At 67.5% G+C, this 19,572-nt stretch carries 16 protein-coding genes; 1 reads left to right on the top strand and 15 read right to left on the bottom strand.

The window, feature by feature from the left end:
• Positions 1 to 213 precede the first annotated feature (213 nt).
• The 6 genes from ACH4DZ_RS06130 to ACH4DZ_RS06155 all read right to left on the bottom strand — a co-directional run bounded on the left by ACH4DZ_RS06130 (position 214) and on the right by ACH4DZ_RS06155 (position 6,800).
• Entirely contained in the window at positions 214 to 1,029 is an 816-nt protein-coding gene (locus ACH4DZ_RS06130) for a TIGR03936 family radical SAM-associated protein (RefSeq protein WP_398285745.1), read from the bottom strand.
• 48 nt (positions 1,030 to 1,077) lie between these two features.
• Positions 1,078 to 2,442: a hypothetical protein gene (locus ACH4DZ_RS06135; protein WP_398285746.1), complete on the bottom strand. Its 1,365-nt coding sequence runs from the start codon at positions 2,440 to 2,442 to the stop codon at positions 1,078 to 1,080.
• Positions 2,443 to 2,764: 322 nt separating this feature from the next.
• The gene (locus tag ACH4DZ_RS06140; protein WP_398285747.1) at positions 2,765 to 4,390 is read right to left on the bottom strand and encodes a hypothetical protein; all 1,626 of its coding nucleotides are present in this window, start codon (positions 4,388 to 4,390) and stop codon (positions 2,765 to 2,767) included.
• A 53-nt stretch (positions 4,391 to 4,443) separates the two neighbouring features.
• The gene (locus ACH4DZ_RS06145) at positions 4,444 to 5,175 is read right to left on the bottom strand and encodes a hypothetical protein (protein WP_398285748.1); all 732 of its coding nucleotides are present in this window, start codon (positions 5,173 to 5,175) and stop codon (positions 4,444 to 4,446) included.
• A gap of 753 nt (positions 5,176 to 5,928) precedes the next feature.
• The gene (locus ACH4DZ_RS06150) at positions 5,929 to 6,339 is read right to left on the bottom strand and encodes a hypothetical protein (protein WP_398285749.1); all 411 of its coding nucleotides are present in this window, start codon (positions 6,337 to 6,339) and stop codon (positions 5,929 to 5,931) included.
• A 275-nt stretch (positions 6,340 to 6,614) separates the two neighbouring features.
• Positions 6,615 to 6,800: a hypothetical protein gene (locus ACH4DZ_RS06155; protein ID WP_398285750.1), complete on the bottom strand. Its 186-nt coding sequence runs from the start codon at positions 6,798 to 6,800 to the stop codon at positions 6,615 to 6,617.
• Positions 6,801 to 6,980: 180 nt separating this feature from the next.
• Between ACH4DZ_RS06155 and ACH4DZ_RS06160 the strand changes: the two genes are divergently transcribed.
• Positions 6,981 to 7,529: a hypothetical protein gene (locus ACH4DZ_RS06160; protein WP_398285751.1), complete on the top strand. Its 549-nt coding sequence runs from the start codon at positions 6,981 to 6,983 to the stop codon at positions 7,527 to 7,529.
• A gap of 254 nt (positions 7,530 to 7,783) precedes the next feature.
• Here the strand turns inward: ACH4DZ_RS06160 and ACH4DZ_RS06165 are convergent, their stop codons facing one another.
• The 9 genes from ACH4DZ_RS06165 to ACH4DZ_RS06205 form a co-directional block, all read right to left on the bottom strand.
• Positions 7,784 to 9,745 (bottom strand): TIGR03960 family B12-binding radical SAM protein, encoded by a 1,962-nt coding sequence (locus ACH4DZ_RS06165; RefSeq protein ID WP_398285752.1) that lies wholly within the window; start codon positions 9,743 to 9,745, stop codon positions 7,784 to 7,786.
• 196 nt (positions 9,746 to 9,941) lie between these two features.
• Positions 9,942 to 11,456, bottom strand: a complete 1,515-nt coding sequence (locus tag ACH4DZ_RS06170) for a CHAD domain-containing protein (RefSeq protein WP_398285753.1) — start codon at positions 11,454 to 11,456, stop codon at positions 9,942 to 9,944.
• Positions 11,457 to 11,657: 201 nt separating this feature from the next.
• Positions 11,658 to 12,857: a rod shape-determining protein RodA gene (gene rodA, locus ACH4DZ_RS06175; RefSeq protein ID WP_398285754.1), complete on the bottom strand. Its 1,200-nt coding sequence runs from the start codon at positions 12,855 to 12,857 to the stop codon at positions 11,658 to 11,660.
• Positions 12,854 to 15,112, bottom strand: a complete 2,259-nt coding sequence (gene mrdA / locus ACH4DZ_RS06180) for a penicillin-binding protein 2 (RefSeq protein WP_398285755.1) — start codon at positions 15,110 to 15,112, stop codon at positions 12,854 to 12,856. Before mrdA ends, rodA begins: the two co-directional genes overlap by 4 nt.
• Positions 15,109 to 15,780, bottom strand: a complete 672-nt coding sequence (gene mreD, locus ACH4DZ_RS06185; RefSeq protein WP_398285756.1) for a rod shape-determining protein MreD — start codon at positions 15,778 to 15,780, stop codon at positions 15,109 to 15,111. Before mreD ends, mrdA begins: the two co-directional genes overlap by 4 nt.
• A 14-nt stretch (positions 15,781 to 15,794) precedes the next feature.
• The gene (gene mreC / locus ACH4DZ_RS06190) at positions 15,795 to 16,739 is read right to left on the bottom strand and encodes a rod shape-determining protein MreC (RefSeq protein WP_398285757.1); all 945 of its coding nucleotides are present in this window, start codon (positions 16,737 to 16,739) and stop codon (positions 15,795 to 15,797) included.
• A gap of 232 nt (positions 16,740 to 16,971) precedes the next feature.
• Positions 16,972 to 17,991: a rod shape-determining protein gene (locus ACH4DZ_RS06195; RefSeq protein ID WP_398285758.1), complete on the bottom strand. Its 1,020-nt coding sequence runs from the start codon at positions 17,989 to 17,991 to the stop codon at positions 16,972 to 16,974.
• 370 nt (positions 17,992 to 18,361) lie between these two features.
• Complete coding sequence (ndk, locus tag ACH4DZ_RS06200) at positions 18,362 to 18,775, bottom strand: nucleoside-diphosphate kinase (protein ID WP_107016276.1); 414 nt, start codon at positions 18,773 to 18,775, stop codon at positions 18,362 to 18,364.
• 452 nt (positions 18,776 to 19,227) lie between these two features.
• Positions 19,228 to 19,572, bottom strand: coding sequence for a DUF4233 domain-containing protein (locus ACH4DZ_RS06205; protein ID WP_398285759.1), 345 nt, complete (start codon positions 19,570 to 19,572; stop codon positions 19,228 to 19,230).

The following is a 19,572-nucleotide window of genomic DNA, read 5'->3' on the forward strand; positions in this document are numbered from 1 at the left end:
GATCCGGTGACGTCCGCGGCTCGCGCGTTGCGCGGTGCCGCCGTCCGGGGCGCGGGCGCCGCACGGGAGCTCTCTGTGTCCTGTCTCGCCGGTTCCGTATGCCATGTGTGCATACGGCCTGGCGAAAGTCTTCTGGTCGGTGCGCTGCCCGACCCAGGTGGCTCCCGGATACGAGGGCGGCGCTTCGACGTCCGTCCCTACGCGGGACCTTCCTTACGCCAGCGCCTTCGCGGCGGCAGTTGCGCTGTCCCCGGAGATCTCCGGGGAAGGTGCTGCTGCCTCGCGGTCGGGCGCGAGCGGGTCGGTCACCGTGCCGGTCTCTTCATCGAAAAGCCCCTGCGCCAGCCTGGTCACCGCTGCGGGGACCGGCGGCGCCAGGTCGGCCACAGCTCGGAGACCGGACAGGACGTCGTCAGGTCGAACGGCAGGCGTCACGTGCCGAACAACCAGCCGCAGTATCGCACAGGCCTGGTCGGTCGGCCTATCAGCCTGTGGACTGAGTGCCGTCGACTGTGGACTGTGCGCCGTCGACTGTGCGCTGTGCGCCTCCAGACTCGCGACGGCGCCGCGGGCGTCGAAGGTGCGCATGCCGTTCTTCGCCTTGCGCTGCACCTCGACGGTCTCGGCCGCCGTGAAGGCGTCGACCGCGCGCCGCGCGTCCTCGGGGGACACGCCGTCGAGGCGCATCTCCCACACGGACGCGGTGAGCCGGTCGGCGAGACCCGAGGTACGGGCCTCGACGGCGTCGATGATGTCGAGCCCCGCGGGCATCGACTCGTCGAGGAGTGCGCGCAGCTTGCCCGGATCGCGCGCGTCGGTGAGCGCGATCTCCAGGTATTCCGCCTCACTGCCCGTGCCGGTGGGTGCGGCATTGGCGTACGACACCTTCGGGTGCGGCGTGAACCCCGCCGAGTACGCCATGGGCACCTCGGCTCGGCGCAACGCGCGCTCGAAGGCACGCTGGAAGTCACGGTGGCTGGTGAACCGGAGGCGGCCGCGCTTGGTGTAGCGCAGTCGGATGCGCTGCACCGCGGGTGCGGGCGGCGGGCCTTCGGGCTGTCGCTTGCCCAGTGTCGTTCAGTCCTTCGTGAGTGCGGTCGTACTACTACCTAGAGTACGTGTGTCGGCGCCCGTGCGTTCCCTTCGGGAGGGGCCGGGCGCGCTCCGCGGGGGCCCGCCGGGCTCGACCAGGCGTACCGGCTCCGGTTCGGCACGGGGTCCGGCCACGGGTACGGGCTCGGGCTCGCGCGGTGCGCCGAACAGCGCGCGCCGGATGTCCGCCCTGGTCTGCCGTGCCGTCTCCCGGGCGCTCGCCAGGGCCTGCCGGGTGGCGCGGCCCACACTCCGCGCGGCCTCCGCCGCGGGCTTCCAGAAGACGTCCCGCACGAAGTGCCCCATCGGAGTGAACACGCTCCTGTACGCCCACCGCACCGGCTCCACGAAGATCCACCGGAAGAGTCGTCCGAGGAAGCGGCCGACGGCGAGGGACACGTGTCCGGCGACCCGCCACGCGTGTCCCAGGGCCTCGCCGATCTCCCGCGCGATGACGGCGATGCCCCGTCCGACCGGTGCGAGGACCCAACGCCACAGGGCGACGGCGGGTACGACGAAGATCCAGCGCAGGAGGGTTCCGACGACCTTGCCGAGCCAGACCACCACGGCCCACAGCCCTCCGCCGACCCATGTCGTACCGGCCCACAGCCCTCGGCCCACCCATGTCATGGCGGCCCACAGTCCCCTGCCGACCCATGTGATGCCCGCCCACACCCCCCGGGAGACCCATACAACTCCCGCCCACAGTCCCCGCAAGACCCACACGACCCCGGACCACAGCCCCGCGGCGACCCACGTGACACCTCTCCCGGCAGGCGCGAGCAGGGCCCGGTACAGCCGACCCGTCGGAGTGAGCACCGCCGTCCGCCACAGCCAGGCACAGCCGGCCCCGAGGCCCCGCAGCGTCCATACGATGCCGTGGCCGAGGGGCGTCAGCAGCCGCTCGTACAGCCACCGGGCGGGGACTACCAGCAGCACGTGTCCGAGCCAGGCCAGTGCCCGGCCCACCGGCACGACCACGTAACGCCACAGGCCCACCCACGGCCAGACGAACAGGAGCATGCACAGCCACTTCAGCGCGTACCCCAGGCCGGTGAACAGCCATGCGAGGACGGTCGCGACGCCGTCCAGCAGCCACACGAGGGCCCGGCCGACCGGCGCGAGCACCCACATGAGGGCGCGGCCGAGCGGCCGGAACAGCGTGTCGTTGAGGAGCCGGCCGCAGACGACGAGCACGTCCCAGGCCATCCGTACGGGCACGATCAGCACGAACACCACGATCCGCACCGGGATGCGGACGGCGACGGCGAGACACCCCTCGGGAGCGGCGTCCCGCTGCCGCGCGGGCATCACGGACGGCGCGGGCTGCGGCGACTTCTCCAGGTCCATACCCACACGGACGCGTCAACTGTCCGGATGGATGCACGAACGGTCCGGGAACGGAGCTTTCCTCCGCACTCGCCCCGGATCACGCTCGTCCCGGACCACACCGTGTCCGGCCCGGTGTCCGGCCCCGTCTCAGTGGCTGTGGCCGCCGGCCGTGGCGGTCGCGGCGTTCTTGACCGTCAGCGGCAGCAGCTTCTTGCCGGTCGGGCCGACCTGGATGTCGAGGTCCAGTTGCGGACACAGTGCTTAAGAAATGCTCCTGGATCCACGGGAGCCGTCATCGAGGCCTAGGTTTGAACACCGGCTGCTACTACTCGAAGGGCGGCTAGTCCAGCGCCACCAACAGTTCTCGACTCATCTCCGGCGGATAGTGCGAAAGCATTCTGTCGACCTGTGGGCTTACGTCATGGTGCAACATCCGCCCGGCTTCTCGCATGCAGGAAACCGCTTCGCCCACCCGCAGTACCACGCTTGGGTGGGCAATGTTCAGTTGCGTCACACCTGACCATGCATCCGAATCCGCCAAGGCACCGAACCAAAGAAAGAACATTCCCATCGAATCCGTGAATTCCAGATACAACGGGAAGGATGGCATGCGCGAGTGCAGTGTTCGCACAAAGCGCCTAACATCTGTGTCTCGCGGTGACGTTCCCATTGCGGCAGTTGGAAAGTCGAGAACACAGCAACCCCAGATCCTGACGGTCTGCTGCCGCTTCTCAAGGGGGATTCGTCGAGCGTCAAGGATTGCCGTGAGAGTCTCCTCCTCAACATCTTGAAGCCATTCGCGACTGATCTCGAGCAGGCGGATATCCGGAACAGCTTCACACAACCAGAACAATTCCGGCACCGACCATGTGTCGCCCTCCGTTTCCTCGTGAGCGACCTGATGGATTCTGTTCCCCAAGGCCGAGACGAGAAGAAGAACTTGCATCTCCTCTTCAGCTTCCTGCCCCCTTTCAAAAATCTTAGTCGGCAACTGGATCGCGAAGACTCCCTCTTCGCTCGGCCGGAACAGCGTGGGGCGGACCACCTCGTCGACCAGTGTTTCGATCGAACTCACGGGGTCGACCATGAAAGCGCGCATGCTGAAGTCACCGGTTCCAGCGAGTTCGTTGAGGCGCCGCACTGCCGGCCCATACACGGGATGTTCACCCCGGTGCTGACTCCAGACTTCGACAGCTGAACCGATAAGCAGGTCGCTGGTGACTTCGTTGGCTATCCGATGGATTATTTCTACATTTTCTCCGGCATTATCCGTGAGACCATGAGCGGCGACCTCCGTGAGGAGTCTGACAAACGCTTCGGGAGGGGAGTCAGTGCACAGGCTGACTGTAATGAGAGCCGGGAATGAATCGAACGCTCGCGCATTCCCCAGCCAGAAGCGACACATGTCGTAGGCAAGCCGATAGTCGGCGTTGGGGCTTGTGGTGTCGAGACGATGCAACAGGATCTTCGCATCGACCGGCTCGGTGTGCATGAGCTGCTCAACGCACAAGGCATGAGCCTCGACCAGATGACGGACGGTGAGCCCATAAGGTCCCTTAATATTGAGCTTGGCTGTGTGCCCCCTCAACGCTTCAGCGGTCCCCGTGCTAACAAATTGCTCGGCCGCGAGCAGTGCCTTTTGGGCGTCGCCGACTTCGGCGAAGGGATAGCCGAGCTCAGTAAGGCCATCCGCGAGCAGTCGAAAGTGCTCAAATGCCCAGCGATACATATATCCGGTTGTGACGCACTGCATGAAATGGACATTCTCATGACTCAGACTCTGAGCAAGCAGTTCCCACTCAGGATGGGCGCCCGGGGCGTTTGAACCGGTCGCTGCCGATTCCGCTGCGGCGGCATCCCACTCCGCTTTGGTTGCGTTGATGTGCACCAGGCCTGTGGGCCAGTCGAGCCAGGCAGCCGTGCTGGGCGGAGTCTGGACGCACCACAGGAGATCTTTCCATCGCATGTCGGGCCCTTCTCAGGCGCCGCCCACAGCGGTGTAGGCCGGCCCGTGTCTACTCATCTAGCCCCGGAAACTTCACGTGTCAGAATCTGAGTGAGACCGCTTTTTATCCAGTTCGCCGACACCTGATAACCACGGGCCTTGGAAAGGGTCAGCGCCACGTTCAGCCGACCAGACTTGGGGATAGTGACTAATTTCTGTGCTGCAGCTGTCGGCTTTTCACTGCTCTTCACGGTCACCGTTACCAGCACATTCGAACCAGGCGACATATTTCCGGACACGACTACTGTCGTTCCGGAAGACCGTGGAGCGCTTCGAGCAACGAGAGAAAATTCCTCCCCCACCGGCCTCGAAGGAAGCGACAACGATACGACGACTCCAGCAGCGATGCACAACGCAGACAAGATCATCAGGCCTTGGGCCAAGAGTAGTCGCTTCTTCTTCTCGTCGGCTGCAGCCAGAAATTCGCTCTCAATTTGAACAGGGATGCGCGGATCAAACGTCACTCTTACCGGTAAAGTAACGGAAGTCGCCACAGCATAAGCCACCACCAATAGAATGATCGGCATCGCCAGAAGTGCGGTCACAGATGTCGACTGAGGCTTCGCTACGGCCACCCCCAACAGAGCAGCCGCGGAATACACGGTCCAGAACCACGCCAAGGCGGCAAGGATGCGTTCAGCCGCAACCTCACGCTTAGTGACAGCAGCCTCCACCATTTCCCGGCCTTTTATCAGCCAGAACTCTTCCCCCACGACCATTCCACTGAACGGCGTTGGCTCGGTCACGGCTGGGAACTTCCAGTCGTTATGACGTACCGGTGGATATGTCCATCCGGGCAGGGAAGATATGCCGCGAACCGGTCAGGAAGTTCTTGAGGTGATCGCTCGCGAAAGGCGCCGGACAATAGCTGCGGCTTGTATTCGACCATCTGTTCGCAGTTCGGCTCTTTGCACGGGAACTGCATAGCGCTCATCAACTCCCCCTTGACTAACGCGACACCAGCCAGCTGATGTTGTGGTCGGGCAACGCAAACACCTTGACCCTACTGTGAAACCCAGCTCGATTCGACCGGAATGGAGCTAATCGGAACGTCCGATGTCATTAGGCCCGTCCAGGATGGAGCCCCATGAAGGCCTCCGAAAAAAATCACCGACCCTGAACGCGGGGGAAGATCAGCGATGTCGTGTTGGACGGGGAGGGGCCGTGTGCCCGCGGGGCTACCCGAATGATGAGGTGGCCCGCTGGCGTTTCAAGTTCCGGCCGTGCCGAGTGGCGCACACCTAGCACATCAGCGCAGCACCCCCTTCGACCTCGGCACCCGCCAGGGCATCAGCGATCCGCCGCCACGGATCACTAGCGTTAACGCCCGTTTCAGCTGGAAGTCACAGGCTTCTTCACCATCAGCGGCAGCAGCTACGTCCCGCTGTCACTCAGTTGTGGCCATGTATCGAACTTCGAGGTACGACCAACAGCAACTGACGCAGCGGGAGTGGCTTTCAACCACCGCAACTGGGTCTATTCAGGAGCCGCCGCCCTGTTCAGTAGCTGGCGGTGCGGTTGAAGCTGGTGATGTTGAGCTTGACGCCCTTCACGCTCTTGAGCGTCGTGGGGTACTCGCCCCGGGCGGTCTGGCCGGGTTGTACACCGGTCTCCAGTTGGGAACCGTTCGCAAGTCGGGTGCCGCCGGCGTCGACCGCCTCCCAGTCCCATGAGTAGTCGGACTGCCCGCCACTGCTGTTCTTGATCGTCCAGGCGACCCAGATATTGGTGATAGCGGCGTCTGAGCGGTCGTCCAGCTGGAAGCCAATGAGGTCCGCTCGTTCGCCCCGGGGTTCCTGCGTCTTCTCTCGCGACGTCGTGCCGGTGGTGGCCGTACTGGGGGCAGGTGTGGTGCTGTCGTTGCCATCCCCCTGCGCGATCACCAGCACAACCACGACGATGACGATCACCACGGCCAGTGCGCCGGAGCACCCCCAGAGACAGGCACGACCCCGCTGCTTCTTCTGAGTTGGCCCAGCGGGAGACGTCCACTGCCCGGACGGGGCAGGACCGCTACCCCGACTTCCCCACCGAGGACCGTCGGCAGGCGGCTCACTCGCCGGCATGTCTGCCTCCTCCGTAGCGAATATCGCCACGCTAGGAAGCAAAGGCGCGCCTCGCGATCTGAGAGCAGCCACTCAGGTGACACCGGCGCCAAGAACGGCTCTCCTCGGCCGTCAGCCCCTCAGACCCACTCCACCTCGGACTGGACACTCGTCGAGCCTCCAGGAGGCGGCAGGGGCGTCCTCGAGGCCTCCCGCACGATCCCCTGCCGTCCGCTCTGAGCACCGAGCGCCCTCAGGACGGCAGCCACCTCTTCCTCGCCGCCGTCCCCCAGCACCTCCACGACGCGCCCCAACGCCTCACTCACGTCAGTGCGTGTGACCGCTGGCCGCAGCATCCTTCTTGACCGTCAGCGGCAGCCACTTCTTGCCGCTGTTGCTTACTTGTGGCCAAGTAAGCATCTGCGGCCAAGGCAACACTCACACTGGGCACGGATCATCCGGCGGGTCATGCTGCTCACAGACCGTCGTCTGCACGAGGGGATGCAGTGTTTCTGGATCAGCTGGCCACACTCTTGAGCGTGGCGGTCGGTGCGGCCGGCTCGTACACCGCGACGACTCTGACCGAGCGAGCACGATGGCGCCGGACACAAGCCGAGCGCTGGCATGAGAAGAAATTCGACGTGTACGCGCAGTACGGCAACGCGCTGAAGGAACAGATCTGGATCACCCAACGTATCGGCGCTGCGCTGGGGTACGCCCACGTCGTGGATCCGCTGGAACCCACCGAAGGGTTGCGCCTACTTGCTGAAGCCGAGGCCCGCCGGTCAACACGTTGGGAATCGGTGCTCCTCGTCGGCGACGCCGAGACGGTCACAGCCGCGCGCTCGTGGCACGAGGCAATCTGGACGCTGGAACTGCATGCACGAGAGCAGAGGCAAGACCCGGAGGGATGGATCCGCGACTCACAGCGGGTCAGCCAGAAACGCGACGCGTTCTACGCCTCCGCCCGGCGCGACCTGGGGGTTACTGGGCCTCCACCGCCATCCGGGAACTGGCCTCGTGAATGGCAGCGGCAGGACCGAGCTGCCGACTGAGCGCATGGACCGGGCCGAACTTCAAGCCATGCAGCGCCTCAGATCTCAGGCTAAGGCTTCGCGAACCTCAGACCCACTCCACCTCGGACTGCACAGTCACCGAGCCTCCAGGCGGCGGCAGGGGCGTTCTCGGCGCCTCCCGCACATTCGCCTGCCGCCTACTCTGAGCGCCGAGCGCCCTGAGGGCGGCAGCTACCTCTTCCTCACCGCCGTCCCCCAGCACCTCCACGATGCGCCCCAACGCCTCACTCACGTCAGTGGGTGTGTCCGCTGGTCGTGGCGTCCTTCTTGACCGACAGTGGGAGCAGCTTCTTACCGCTGTCGCTTACTTGTGGCCAAGTATCCATCTGCGGGCACACGCCGCAGTCGAAGCAGGGGGTCCAGCGGCAGTCGTCGACCTCGGTCTCGTCGAGCGCGTCCTGCCAGTCCTGCCAGAGCCATTCCTTGTCGAGGCCCGAGTCGAGGTGGTCCCAGGGCAGGACCTCCTCGTAGGTGCGTTCGCGGGTGGTGTACCAGTCGACGTCCACACCGAAGGCGGGGAGCGTCTTGTCGGCGCACCGCATCCAGCGGTCGTACGAGAAGTACTCGCGCCAGCCGTCGAAGCGGCCGCCGTCCTCGTAGACGGCGCGGATGACGGAGCCGATACGGCGGTCGCCGCGGGAGAGCAGGCCCTCGACGATGCCGGGCTTGCCGTCGTGGTAGCGGAAGCCGATGGAGCGGCCGTACTTCTTGTCGCCGCGGATCCGGTCGCGGAGCTTGCCGAGGCGTACGTCCGTCTCCTCGGCCGACAGCTGCGGGGCCCACTGGAACGGGGTGTGGGGCTTGGGGACGAAGCCGCCGATGGACACCGTGCAGCGGATGTCGTTCTGGCCGGAGACCTTGCGGCCCTCGGCGATCACCCTCGTCGCCATGTCGGCGATCTGGAGGACGTCCTCGTCCGTCTCCGTCGGGAGGCCGCACATGAAGTACAGCTTGACCTGGCGCCAGCCGTTGCCGTACGCCGTCGAGACGGTCCGGATCAGGTCCTCTTCCGAGACCATCTTGTTGATGACCTTGCGCAGGCGTTCGGAGCCGCCCTCGGGGGCGAAGGTCAGACCGGAGCGGCGGCCGTTGCGGGTCAGTTCGTTCGCCAGGTCGACGTTGAACGCGTCGACGCGGGTGGAGGGCAGGGAGAGGCCGACCTTGTCCTCCTCGTAGCGGTCCGCGAGGCCCTTGGCGATGTCGCCGATCTCCGAGTGGTCCGCCGAGGACAGGGAGAGCAGGCCCACCTCCTCGAAGCCCGTGGCCTTGAGGCCCTTGTCGACCATCTCGCCGATGCCCGTGATGGAACGCTCGCGGACCGGGCGGGTGATCATGCCCGCCTGGCAGAAGCGGCAGCCGCGGGTGCAGCCGCGGAAGATCTCCACCGACATGCGCTCGTGGACGGTCTCGGCGAGCGGTACGAGGGGCTGCTTCGGGTACGGCCACTCGTCCAGGTCCATGACCGTGTGCTTGGACACGCGCCACGGGACGCCCGACTTGTTGGGGACCATGCGGCCGATACGGCCGTCCGGCAGGTACTCGACGTCGTAGAACGCCGGGATGTACACCCCGCCCGTCTTCGCGAGGCGGAACAGGACCTCCTCGCGGCCACCGGGCCGGCCCTCCGCCTTCCAGGCGCGGATGATCTCGGTCATGTCCAGCACGGCCTGCTCGCCGTCGCCGATGATCGCCGCGTCGATGAAGTCGGCGATCGGCTCGGGGTTGAAGGCGGCGTGGCCGCCGGCCAGCACGATCGGGTCGTCGAGACCGCGGTCCTTCGACTCCAGCGGGATGCCGGCGAGGTCGAGCGCGGTCAGCATGTTCGTGTAGCCCAGCTCCGTGGAGAAGGAGAGGCCGAACACGTCGAAGGCCTTCACGGGCCGGTGGCCGTCGACCGTGAACTGCGGGACGCCGTGCTCGCGCATCAGCTCCTCAAGGTCCGGCCAGACGCTGTACGTGCGCTCGGCGAGGACGCCCTCACGCTCGTTCAGGACCTCGTAGAGGATCATGACGCCCTGGTTGGGCAGTCCTACCTCGTACGCGTCCGGGTACATGAGCGCCCAGCGGACGTCGCACTCCTCCCAGGGCTTGACCGTGGAGTTGAGCTCTCCGCCGACGTACTGGATCGGCTTCTGCACATGCGGGAGCAGAGCTTCGAGCTGTGGAAAGACCGACACAGCGGTTTCGGCAGACATCTCACGAACCTTTGCGAGCCGACAGGGGATGACTTTCCAGCCTAACGTGCCTGTGGGTGCGCGCTGTCCTGCCGTCTGTGCGCTCCGGTGGACGTGCGGCGGCGGTCCGTCCTGCGTCCGCGGGCCCGTCGTGGCTGGTCGCGCCCACGCGGCGGAGCCGCATATGGACACTGCCCCGCGCCCCTTGAGGGGCTCCCTAGACGATCGTCCCGTTCCTGATCGTCTCCCACGCCCCCGGCAGACCGGCCTCCGCCGACGCGGCGACGCGCTCCTCGTGGCCGTGCAGGACCCCGTACGTGAAGGCGTTCTCGGCTGCCGCGTGGGCCTGGGTCGCCAGGTCGCGCAGGGCCAGCCTGGCCATCACGCTGTCCTGGTGCTCGCCGAGCAGGCCCTGGAGGGACTTCATGTCGCTCACCAGAGTCCTCGCGGGTTTCTCGAGGACGGGAGCGGCCAGCTCGGCCGCGTAACGGGTGCGCTTGGTCTTCTTGCGGGCCTCGTGGATCGCGAGGTCGCGGCCCTCCCCCGGCGGCAGGTCGACGGCCTGGGCGACCAGGCCGGACAGCTTGTCGAAGTCCTTGCGCACCGCCTTCGTGACCGCCATCCCCGTGGTGTCCGCGGCGGCCCCTCGCAGCGGTGGGGTGGCGAGCAGCGCGTCGAGGGAGACGAGGAGGTCCAGATAGCGGCCGCCGTCGAGGACCGCGATCAGGCGGCGCCGGGAGCCGGCCCGGCGGGCGTGCGCCCAGGTGCGCAGCCGGCCGCGGACCGGGCCGACGACCAGGGCGCGCGGCAGTCCGGCGAGCGCCTCCGTCAGCCGCTCGGTCAGGACCTCCTGGTCGCGGTCGACACCCAGCTCCCCCGCCAGCCACTTCAGTTCGTCGCGGAGCGGGTCGGTGACGCCCCGGTCCAGGACGTTGCCGTACGAGCGGAACGTGCTGCGCAGCCTGCGGGTGGCGACCCGCATGCTGTGCACGGCGTCGAAGACGTCCCGGCGGACGGCGGGGTCCAGTTCGACGATCGCGTCGCGCTGGGCCCGGACGTACGCGAGGACGTGGTCGCCCGCGGTGACCGGTGCCGCCTCCACGACGGCCTCCTTGCGCGCCTTGCGGCCCGTCTCCCCCAGCGCCCTGACGAGCTTGGACGCCGATGCGGAGCGGGAGACGCCGGCCTTGCGCAGTTTCTTCTCGACCTTGTCCAGGAAGGCGGGGTCGCCGTCGTCCGCCAGCTCGACCTCGATCTCGGTCCACCGGGCGGTGCCGTCGCCGCCGCTGAGCCGTTCGGCCCGTACGCGGTCGACGCTGACCTCGGCGAGCAGGCCCCCGGACTCGTCGACGAGGTGGCGGACGTCCCGGGCCGACAGCAGCCGTACGACGGGGACCAGTTCGGCGTCGCGCACCCGGGAGCGGACCAGTCCGGCGAGGGCGCGGGGCACGGTGTCGGACAGCGGGGCGCGGACCTCGTCCCGTACTCCGTCGGAGACGGGGAGTTTCAGATGCCAGCCCGCGTCGTCGCCACCGGTGCGGCGGCGCAGGGTGAGGGACGCGGCGGCGAGGCGTTGGTCGGCCGTGTCGTAGTAGGTGGCGTCGAGTTCGGCCACGCCCTTGTCGATGACGGCCGAGACGCCCGGCACACGCGTCAGATCCGGCAGATCCGACAGTCCGGCATTCTCATCGGCTTCGTACTTACGCTCGATCTCCCGCTTGATGTCCGCCATGCCCTGAATTTAGATGCACCACCCCACCCCCCGTAAGGGCCGGGACGTCCGAGCCCCGTAAGGGCCGCGGCGTCCGAGCCCTGTAAGGGCCGCGGCACCCGAGCCCCGTAAGGGGCGCGGGGAACTGCGCGCTCAGCCACAACGGACCGGCACCCGAAGAACAACCGCCCCCTCCGGGCAACGCCAAACCCAGTGGAACGCTCACGCCGACATGGGCCGCTGCACCCTGATCGACTGCAGCAACCCCACCGCCACCCACACCGCGAACATCGACGACCCTCCGTACGAGACAAAGGGCAGCGGCAGCCCCGCCACCGGCATGATCCCGAGGGTCATCCCCACGTTCTCGAAGGACTGGAACGCGAACCACGCGATGATCCCCGCGGCCACGATCGTCCCGTACAGCTCCGTCGTCTCGCGGGCGATCCGGCAGGCCCGCCACAGGACGACGCCCAGCAGGATCAGGATGAGCCCGGCGCCGACGAAGCCCAGCTCCTCGCCCGCGACCGTGAAGACGAAGTCGGTCTGCTGCTCGGGCACGAACTGCCCGGTGGTCTGCGAGCCCTTGCCGAGGCCGGTGCCGAACAGCCCACCGGAGCCGATCGCGATCCGCGCCTGGTTGGTGTTGTAGCCGACGCCCGCCGGGTCCAGCGCGGGGTTGGCGAACGCGGCGAAGCGGGCGATCTGGTACTCGTCGAGGATCTTGAGCTGCCAGACCGCGACCGCCCCGAGCGCGCCGGCCCCGATCAGACCGAAGATCCAGCGGTTGGAGGCGCCGGACGCGAGCAGCACACCGAGCACGATGATGACCATGACCATGACCGAACCGAGGTCGGGCATGAGCAGGACGATCAGTATCGGGACGACGGCCAGGCCGAGCGCCTGGAGGACCGTGCGGTGGTCGGGGTGCGGTTTGTCGCCCGCGTCGACCCGGGCCGCGAGCAGCATCGCCATGCCCAGGATGATCGTGACCTTCACGAACTCGGAGGGCTGGAGCGAGAAGCCGCCGCCGACGATGATCCACGCGTGGGCGCCGTTGACGGTCGCGCCGAGCGGGGTCAGCACCAGCAGGACCAGGAAGACGGAGAGCCCGTACAGGATCGGTACGGCCGTGCGCAGGGTGCGGTGGCCGAGCCAGACCGTGCCGATCATCAGGCCGAAGCCGATGCCCGTGTTGAGCAGATGCCGGAACAGGAAGTAGTACGGGTCGCCCTGGTTCAGCTCGGTGCGGTTGCGGGTCGCCGAGTAGACGAGGGCCGCGCCGATGAGGGAGAGCGCGATGGCCGCGAACAGTATCGGCCAGTCGAGCCTGCGGGCCAGTGAGTCACGGGCGAACACCCGCGTCCAACTGGCCCGCTCGGGCCCGTATCCGGAGACGGAGAAGCCGCTTCCGCCGGTCATACGAGCGACCTCCGCCTCTTCTTCGAGCGGCGCGCCGAGCGCCTGCGGGTGTCCCGGTTGGTACCGGTGCCGGTGTTCGGCACGGTGGCGGCCGGGTTGTCGCCCGCCACCTGCTGCTGCCCTTCCTCGGTGGCCTGCTCGTCCGCCTTGGGCGGGTACACCTCGGCCTTCGGGGAGTCGATCGACCCGTCCTTCTCGACCTTCGGCAGGTTCTTCTGCGGTGTGGAGAGCAGCGCCTTCTTCTTGTCGATCTTGCCGTCCTCGGAGACCCCGTACAGCGCGTTGTAGATCTTGCGCACGGCGGGGCCCGAGGCGCCGGAACCCGTACCACCCTGGGAAATGGTCATGACGACCGTGTAGTCCTTGGTGTAGGTGGCGAACCACGAGGTCGTCTGCTTGCCGTAGACCTCGGCCGTACCCGTCTTGGCGTGCATCGGGATCTCGTCCTGCGGCCAGCCGCCGAACCGCCAGGCGGCCGATCCGCGGGTCGCGACTCCCGCGAGGGCACCGTCTATCTCGTCGCGGGTCTTCTTCGTCATCGGCAGCTTGCCGTGCGCCTTCGGCTCGATCTCCTGGACGCTCCTGCCGTCCGCGCTGACGATCGCCTTGCCGACGGTCGGGTCGTACATCGTGCCGCCGTTGGCGATGGCCCCGTAGATCGTCGCCATCTGTATCGGGGTGACGAGGGTGTCGCCCTGGCCGATCGAGTAGTTGACGGAGTCACCGGCGCGCATCCGGTTGCCTTCGAGGCAGTTCTCGTACGCGATCTGCTGGGCGTACGAGCCGCCCTTCTTGCCGTACTTGCACCAGGCGTCCTTGTTGGCCTTCCAGTAGTCCGACTTCCACTGGCGGTCGGGGACGCGGCCGGTGACCTCGTTCGGCAGGTCGATGCCGGTCTCCTTGCCGAGGCCGAACTGGTGGGCCGTCGTGTAGAACCAGTCCTTGGCGTTCTTGTTCGGCTTGATGCCGCCGTCCTTCTTCCACTCCGCGTGGGAGAGGCCGTAGAAGACGGTGTCGCAGGAGACCTCCAGGGCGCGGCCGAGGCTGATCGGGCCGTACCCCTTGGACTCGTAGTTCTTGAAGACCTGACCGCCGATGGAGTACGAGGCGCCGCACTGGTAGGGGCCGTTGAAGGAGTAGCCGGCCTTTATGGCGGCGGCCGTCGAGATGACCTTGAAGACCGAGCCGGGGGCCGACTGGCCCTGGATGGCGCGGTTCAGGAGCGGGTAGTTGGAGGCCTTGCCGGTGAGCTGTGTGTAGTCCTTGCCGGAGATTCCGCCGACCCAGGCGTTCGGGTCGTAGGACGGGTTGGACGCCATGGACACGACCCGGCCGGTCTTGTTCTCCATGACGACGACCGCCCCGGAGTCGGCCTTGTAGTTCTCCCCGGTGTTCTTGTCGAACTCGGTACGGGCGACCTTCATCGCCGCGTTCAGCTCGTACTCGGCGACGCGCTGGACGCGGGAGTCGATGCTGGTGACGACGTTCGCGCCGGGCTGGGCCTCGTCGCTCTCGGCCTGGCCGATGACCCGGCCGAGGTTGTCGACCTCGTAGCGGGTGACGCCGGCCTTGCCGCGCAACTGCTTGTCGTACTGGCGCTCCAGGCCGGAGCGGCCGACCTGGTCGGAGCGCAGATACGGCGAGTCGGTGTTCTCGGCCTTCGTGATCTCCTCGTCGGTGACGGGCGAGAGGTAGCCGAGGACCTGGGCGGTGTTGGCCTTGCCGGGGGCGGCGTAGCGGCGCACGGCCTGCGGCTCCGCGGTGATGCCGGGGAAGTCCTCGGCGCGCTCGCGGATCTGCAGTGCCTGCTTGGGGGTGGCCTCGTCGGTGATGGGGATCGGCTGGTAGGGCGAGCCGTTCCAGCAGGGCTGCGGCGTCTTGGCGTCGCACAGCCGGACCTTGTCCCGTACGTCCGCGGCCTTCATGCCGAGGACGTCCGCGAGCTTGGCGAGGACGGCGTCGCCGTCGTCCTTCATCTTCAGCAGGTCGGTCCGGGAGGCGGAGACCACGAGCCGGGTCTCGTTGTCGGCGATCGGTACGCCCCGGGCGTCCAGGATCGAGCCGCGCACGGCGGGGCTGACGACCTGCTGGACGTGGTTGCCGGACGCCTCCTTGGCGTACTCGTCGCCGTTGCGGATCTGGAGGTACCAGAGGCGTCCGCCGAGGGTGCCGAGGAGGGACAGGACGAGGATCTGGATGACGATGAGCCGGATCTGGACCCGCGGGGTCCGGCCGGTCTCAGGAATATTGGTCACAGTCGCTTGACCCCCTTGATGCGTCCCGCGCGGGCCATCCGTGCCCTGGCGGCCTTCACTCTCAGTCCGCCGCGCTGGCTGCCGATGCGCAGGCCCGTGCCCGAGCTGATCCAGCCCGCGGCGACGTCGGTCGACTTGCCCGGGCCGCCGGTGTCGGCGAGCGGATCGTTCTCGGCGCGCCGGGCCAGGGCCATGATGCCGGGGACCACGAACGGGGCGAGCAGCAGGTCGTACAGGGCGGCCGTGAACAGCAGGCCGCCGAGGCCCACATGGCGGGCGGCGGTGTCGCCGACGAGGGCGCCCACTCCCGCGTACAGGAGGGTGGAGCCGATCGAGGCGGCCACGACCACGGCCATGGGGCCCGTGGCGGACTTGAGCTGGCCGTTCTCGGGCTTGGCGAGTCCGGCGAGGTAGCCGATGACGCACAGCACGAGGGCGTAGCGGCCGGCCGCGTGGTCGGCGGGCGGGGCCAGGTCGGCGAGCAGGCCCGCGCCGAAGCCGACGAGGGCGCCTCCGACGTGGCCGTAGACCAGGGCGAGGCCGAGGACGGTGAGCAGCAGGAGGTCCGGTACGGCACCCGGCAGATGCAGGCGGGCGAGGACGCTGACCTGGATCACCAGGGCGACGATCACCAGCGTGGCGGAGAGCAGCATTCGGTTGAAGCGCATGGGGAAGTCAGCTCCTACTGCTCTTGCTGCAGGCCGTCGGCGGGCGCGTCGGCCGAGGGCGTGACCGTCACGGTCACGGTCGGCGTGGGCGTTGGCTTGGGTTTGGGCGGCAGCACCTCGTCGCGCGGGTCCTTGCGCGGGGCCTGGACGACGACACCGACGATGTCGAGCTTGGAGAAGGACACGAACGGCGTGACGTAGATCGTGCGGGTCAGGTCGCCGCCGGACGGGTCGACGCGGGAGACCAGGCCGACGGGCACGCCGGGGACGAACGGCTTGTCGGCCTGGGAGCCGAAGGTGATCAGCCGGTCGCCCTTCTTGATCTTGGCCTTGCCGTTGAGCAGTTCCACGCGCAGCGGGCGGTCGCCCTGTCCGGAGGCGAAGCCGAGTTCGTCGGTGGACTCCATGCGCGTACCGACCGTGAAGTCGGGGTCGTTGGCGAGCAGCACCGTGGCGGTGCCGGGGCCGACCGTGGTGACGCGCCCGACCAGTCCGTCTCCGTTGAGGACGGTCATGTCGCGCTTGATGCCGTCGTTCGCGCCGACGTCGATGGTGACGGTCCAGGAGAAGCCCTGGGCCGCTCCTATGGCGATGACCTCGGCGCCCTTGATGCCGTACTGACCGGCGCCCGCCGTCTTGAGCATCTTGTCGAGTTGCGCGCCGCGGCTGCGGTTGCGGTCGTCGCTGCCCAGTTTCGCCTTCAACTCGGCGTTGTCCCGCTCCAGTCGCGTGACGCGGTCGTGGCGGTCACCGGAGTCCCTCACGGCCTGGATCGCGTTGCCGACGGGGTCGACGGCGGTCGACACCCCGTCCTCGATCGGGCCGAAGACCGTGGCGGCGCCACGGCGGGCACCGTCGACCGGGGAGTCCTCACCCCCGCGGATGTCCACCGTGATCAAGGCGAACGCGATGGCGATCAGCAGCACCAGGAGCAGCCGGCTCTCTCGTGTGTCCCTCACGTGCGACGGCCGTGCCTTCCTCGTCGGAATTCATGTATGGCTCACTCAACAGGTTCCCGGGGGTCCTGACGAACTCCGGGAACCCCGAAGGAACCCCGGAGCATCCGGTTGAGCACCCGTTCGGCGCCCGATCGGGCGGAACCCGCGGTGTTATGGGGGAGCTTATGCCTCGATATCAACGATCCGCCGTACGAGAAGGGATCATCTCGTACGGCGGAATCGAAGAGTTACGTCATCTGCGCGGCTGGGCGTCCAGCACCTGCTGGAGCGCCTCGAACTCCTCCACGCACTTGCCGGCCCCGAGCGCCACGCTGTCCAGCGGGTCCTCGGCGATGTGGATCGGCATGCCCGTCTCGCGCCGCAGCCGCTCGTCGAGGCCGCGCAGCAGGGCGCCACCGCCGGTGAGCACGATCCCGCGGTCCATGACGTCGCCGGACAGCTCCGGCGGGCACTTGTCGAGGGTGGTCTTGACGGCGTCGACGATCGCGTTGACCGGCTCCTCGATCGCCTTGCGGACTTCGGCCGCCGAGATCACGACGGTCTTCGGAAGGCCGGAGACCAGGTCCCGGCCGCGGATTTCGGTGTGTTCGTCATTGTCGAGGTCGTACGCGGAACCGATCGTGAGCTTGATCTGCTCGGCCGTCCGCTCACCGAGGAGGAGCGAGTACTCCTTCTTGATGTGCTGGATGATCGCGTTGTCCAGCTCGTCGCCGGCGACCCGGATGGACTGTGCCGTGACGATTCCGCCGAGCGAGATGACCGCGACCTCGGTGGTGCCGCCGCCGATGTCCACCACCATGTTGCCCGTGGCCTCGTGGACCGGCAGGCCGGAGCCGATGGCGGCGGCCATGGGCTCCTCGATGATGTGCACCTGGCGGGCGCCGGCCTGGGACGAGGCCTCGATGACGGCACGGCGCTCGACGCCCGTGATGCCCGAGGGCACGCAGACGACGACGCGGGGGCGGGCGAGGTAGCGCCGCTTGTGGATCTTCAGGATGAAGTAGCGGAGCATGCGCTCGGTGATCTCGAAGTCGGCGATGACACCGTCCTTCAGCGGCCGTACGGCAACGATGTTGCCCGGCGTCCGCCCGATCATCTTCTTCGCTTCCGCGCCGACCGCGAGGATGCCACCGGTGTTGGTGTTGATCGCGACGACGGACGGCTCGTTGAGTACGATCCCGCGACCCCTGACGTACACCAGCGTGTTGGCGGTCCCGAGGTCGACAGCCATGTCACGGCCGATGAACGACATTGAGTTCCCCATCAGGATTCGTCTGGCCTTCCCAAGTGGAGCTTTTGATGGCTTTTCAGGATGGCGAGGGTGAGCGCTGTGACGTGAAGACTTCCATCGTAGTCTCGCCTGCACGAACACTGCGCGAGGGTCTTCGCCATTGTCAGCAGATGACGCGCCGCCTCGCTTCTGGAGACGGGCCATCGGGGGAACGCGTTCCCCCGATCGGCACGCATATGCCCGCAGACGGCCGTCATTGTGCGCCCCATTGTGGGTGGGCCGCAGGTCAGACGCTACCTGCCTGACAAAGCTTCAGGGGCATTTCGCTTCACAAGATTTTCACCGCGGCCCGGGCCGCCGCCGGGCGAGGCGGCCCCGGCCGGTCGGACGGTTACGCCAGACCGGGGAAGAAGATCTTCAGCTCGCGCTCGGAGGACTCCTCGGAGTCCGAGGCGTGGATCAGGTTCTCGCGGACGATCACACCGAAGTCACCACGGATGGAGCCCGGGGCGGCGGCGATCGGGTCGGTCGGACCCGCGAGCGCCCGTACGCCCTCGATGACGCGCTCGCCCTCGACGACCAGCGCCACGACCGGGCCGGAGGCCATGAAGGTGACCAGCGGCTCGTAGAAGGGCTTGCCCTTGTGCTCGCCGTAGTGCTGCTCCAGCGTCTCCTGGTCCAGCGTGCGCAGTTCCAGCGCGGTGATCTGCCAGCCGGCCTTGCGCTCGATACGGCTGATGATCTCGCCGGTCAGGCCGCGACGGACCGCGTCGGGCTTGAGAAGGACGAGGGTGCGCTGGCTCACAGTGGTGGCTCCTTCAGGTCACAGATGTGCGGATGAAGAGGCTACAGGGCGTGTCCCTGGGGGCTCCGCCCCCGCCCCCGTTCACGGGCTCCGCCCCCGACCCGTACGCACCGTTCGCGCTGCCGCGCTCGTCCTCAAACGCCGGACAGGCTGAAAAGCAGGCACGCAACCGGGCCGCACGCCACACCGACCGCGCCGAAAGGCAGGGGCGCAGCCCCGTCTTTCAGGGACGCGGGGAACTCCGCGACCAGCCCCCACCGACCCCGCACCCGAGCAATCCAGCCCGCCGGCGCCCAGGGGCGAAGCCCCAGCTTTCAGGGGCGCGGGGAACTGCGCGACCAGCCCCCACCGACCCCGCACCCGACGAACACACCCGCAACGATCAAGCCCGTCCGGCGCCTGAGGACAGAAGGGGCCCCGGGGCCACCCCGAGGAAAGGACGGAACCCCGAACTACCCACCCACCCCCGCCTGCGCAGCAAACCGCGCCTTCGCCTCCTCCACCTTCCGCCCGTAGTGCACCGAAGCCCACCACAGCGCCGCGAAGACCACACCGAGGAAGAACATCACCGGCACCACGAACCCACTCGCGATCAGCAGCACCTGCAGCGCCCAGCCCAGCTGGACACCCCCCGGCCGCGTGATCACCCCGCACAGGAGCAGACACAGCACCATCGCGATCCCGCACACCGTCCAGACCGTGGCCATGGACAGATCGGGATCCTTCATCGCCACGAGTCCGGCGAACCCGATCACGAAGAACTCACCGATCAGCGTCGAAGCACAGAGCGTCCGCAC

Origin of the sequence: Streptomyces sp. NPDC017991 (genome assembly GCF_044328075.1) — a bacterium.
Lineage (GTDB): Bacteria > Actinomycetota > Actinomycetes > Streptomycetales > Streptomycetaceae > Streptomyces.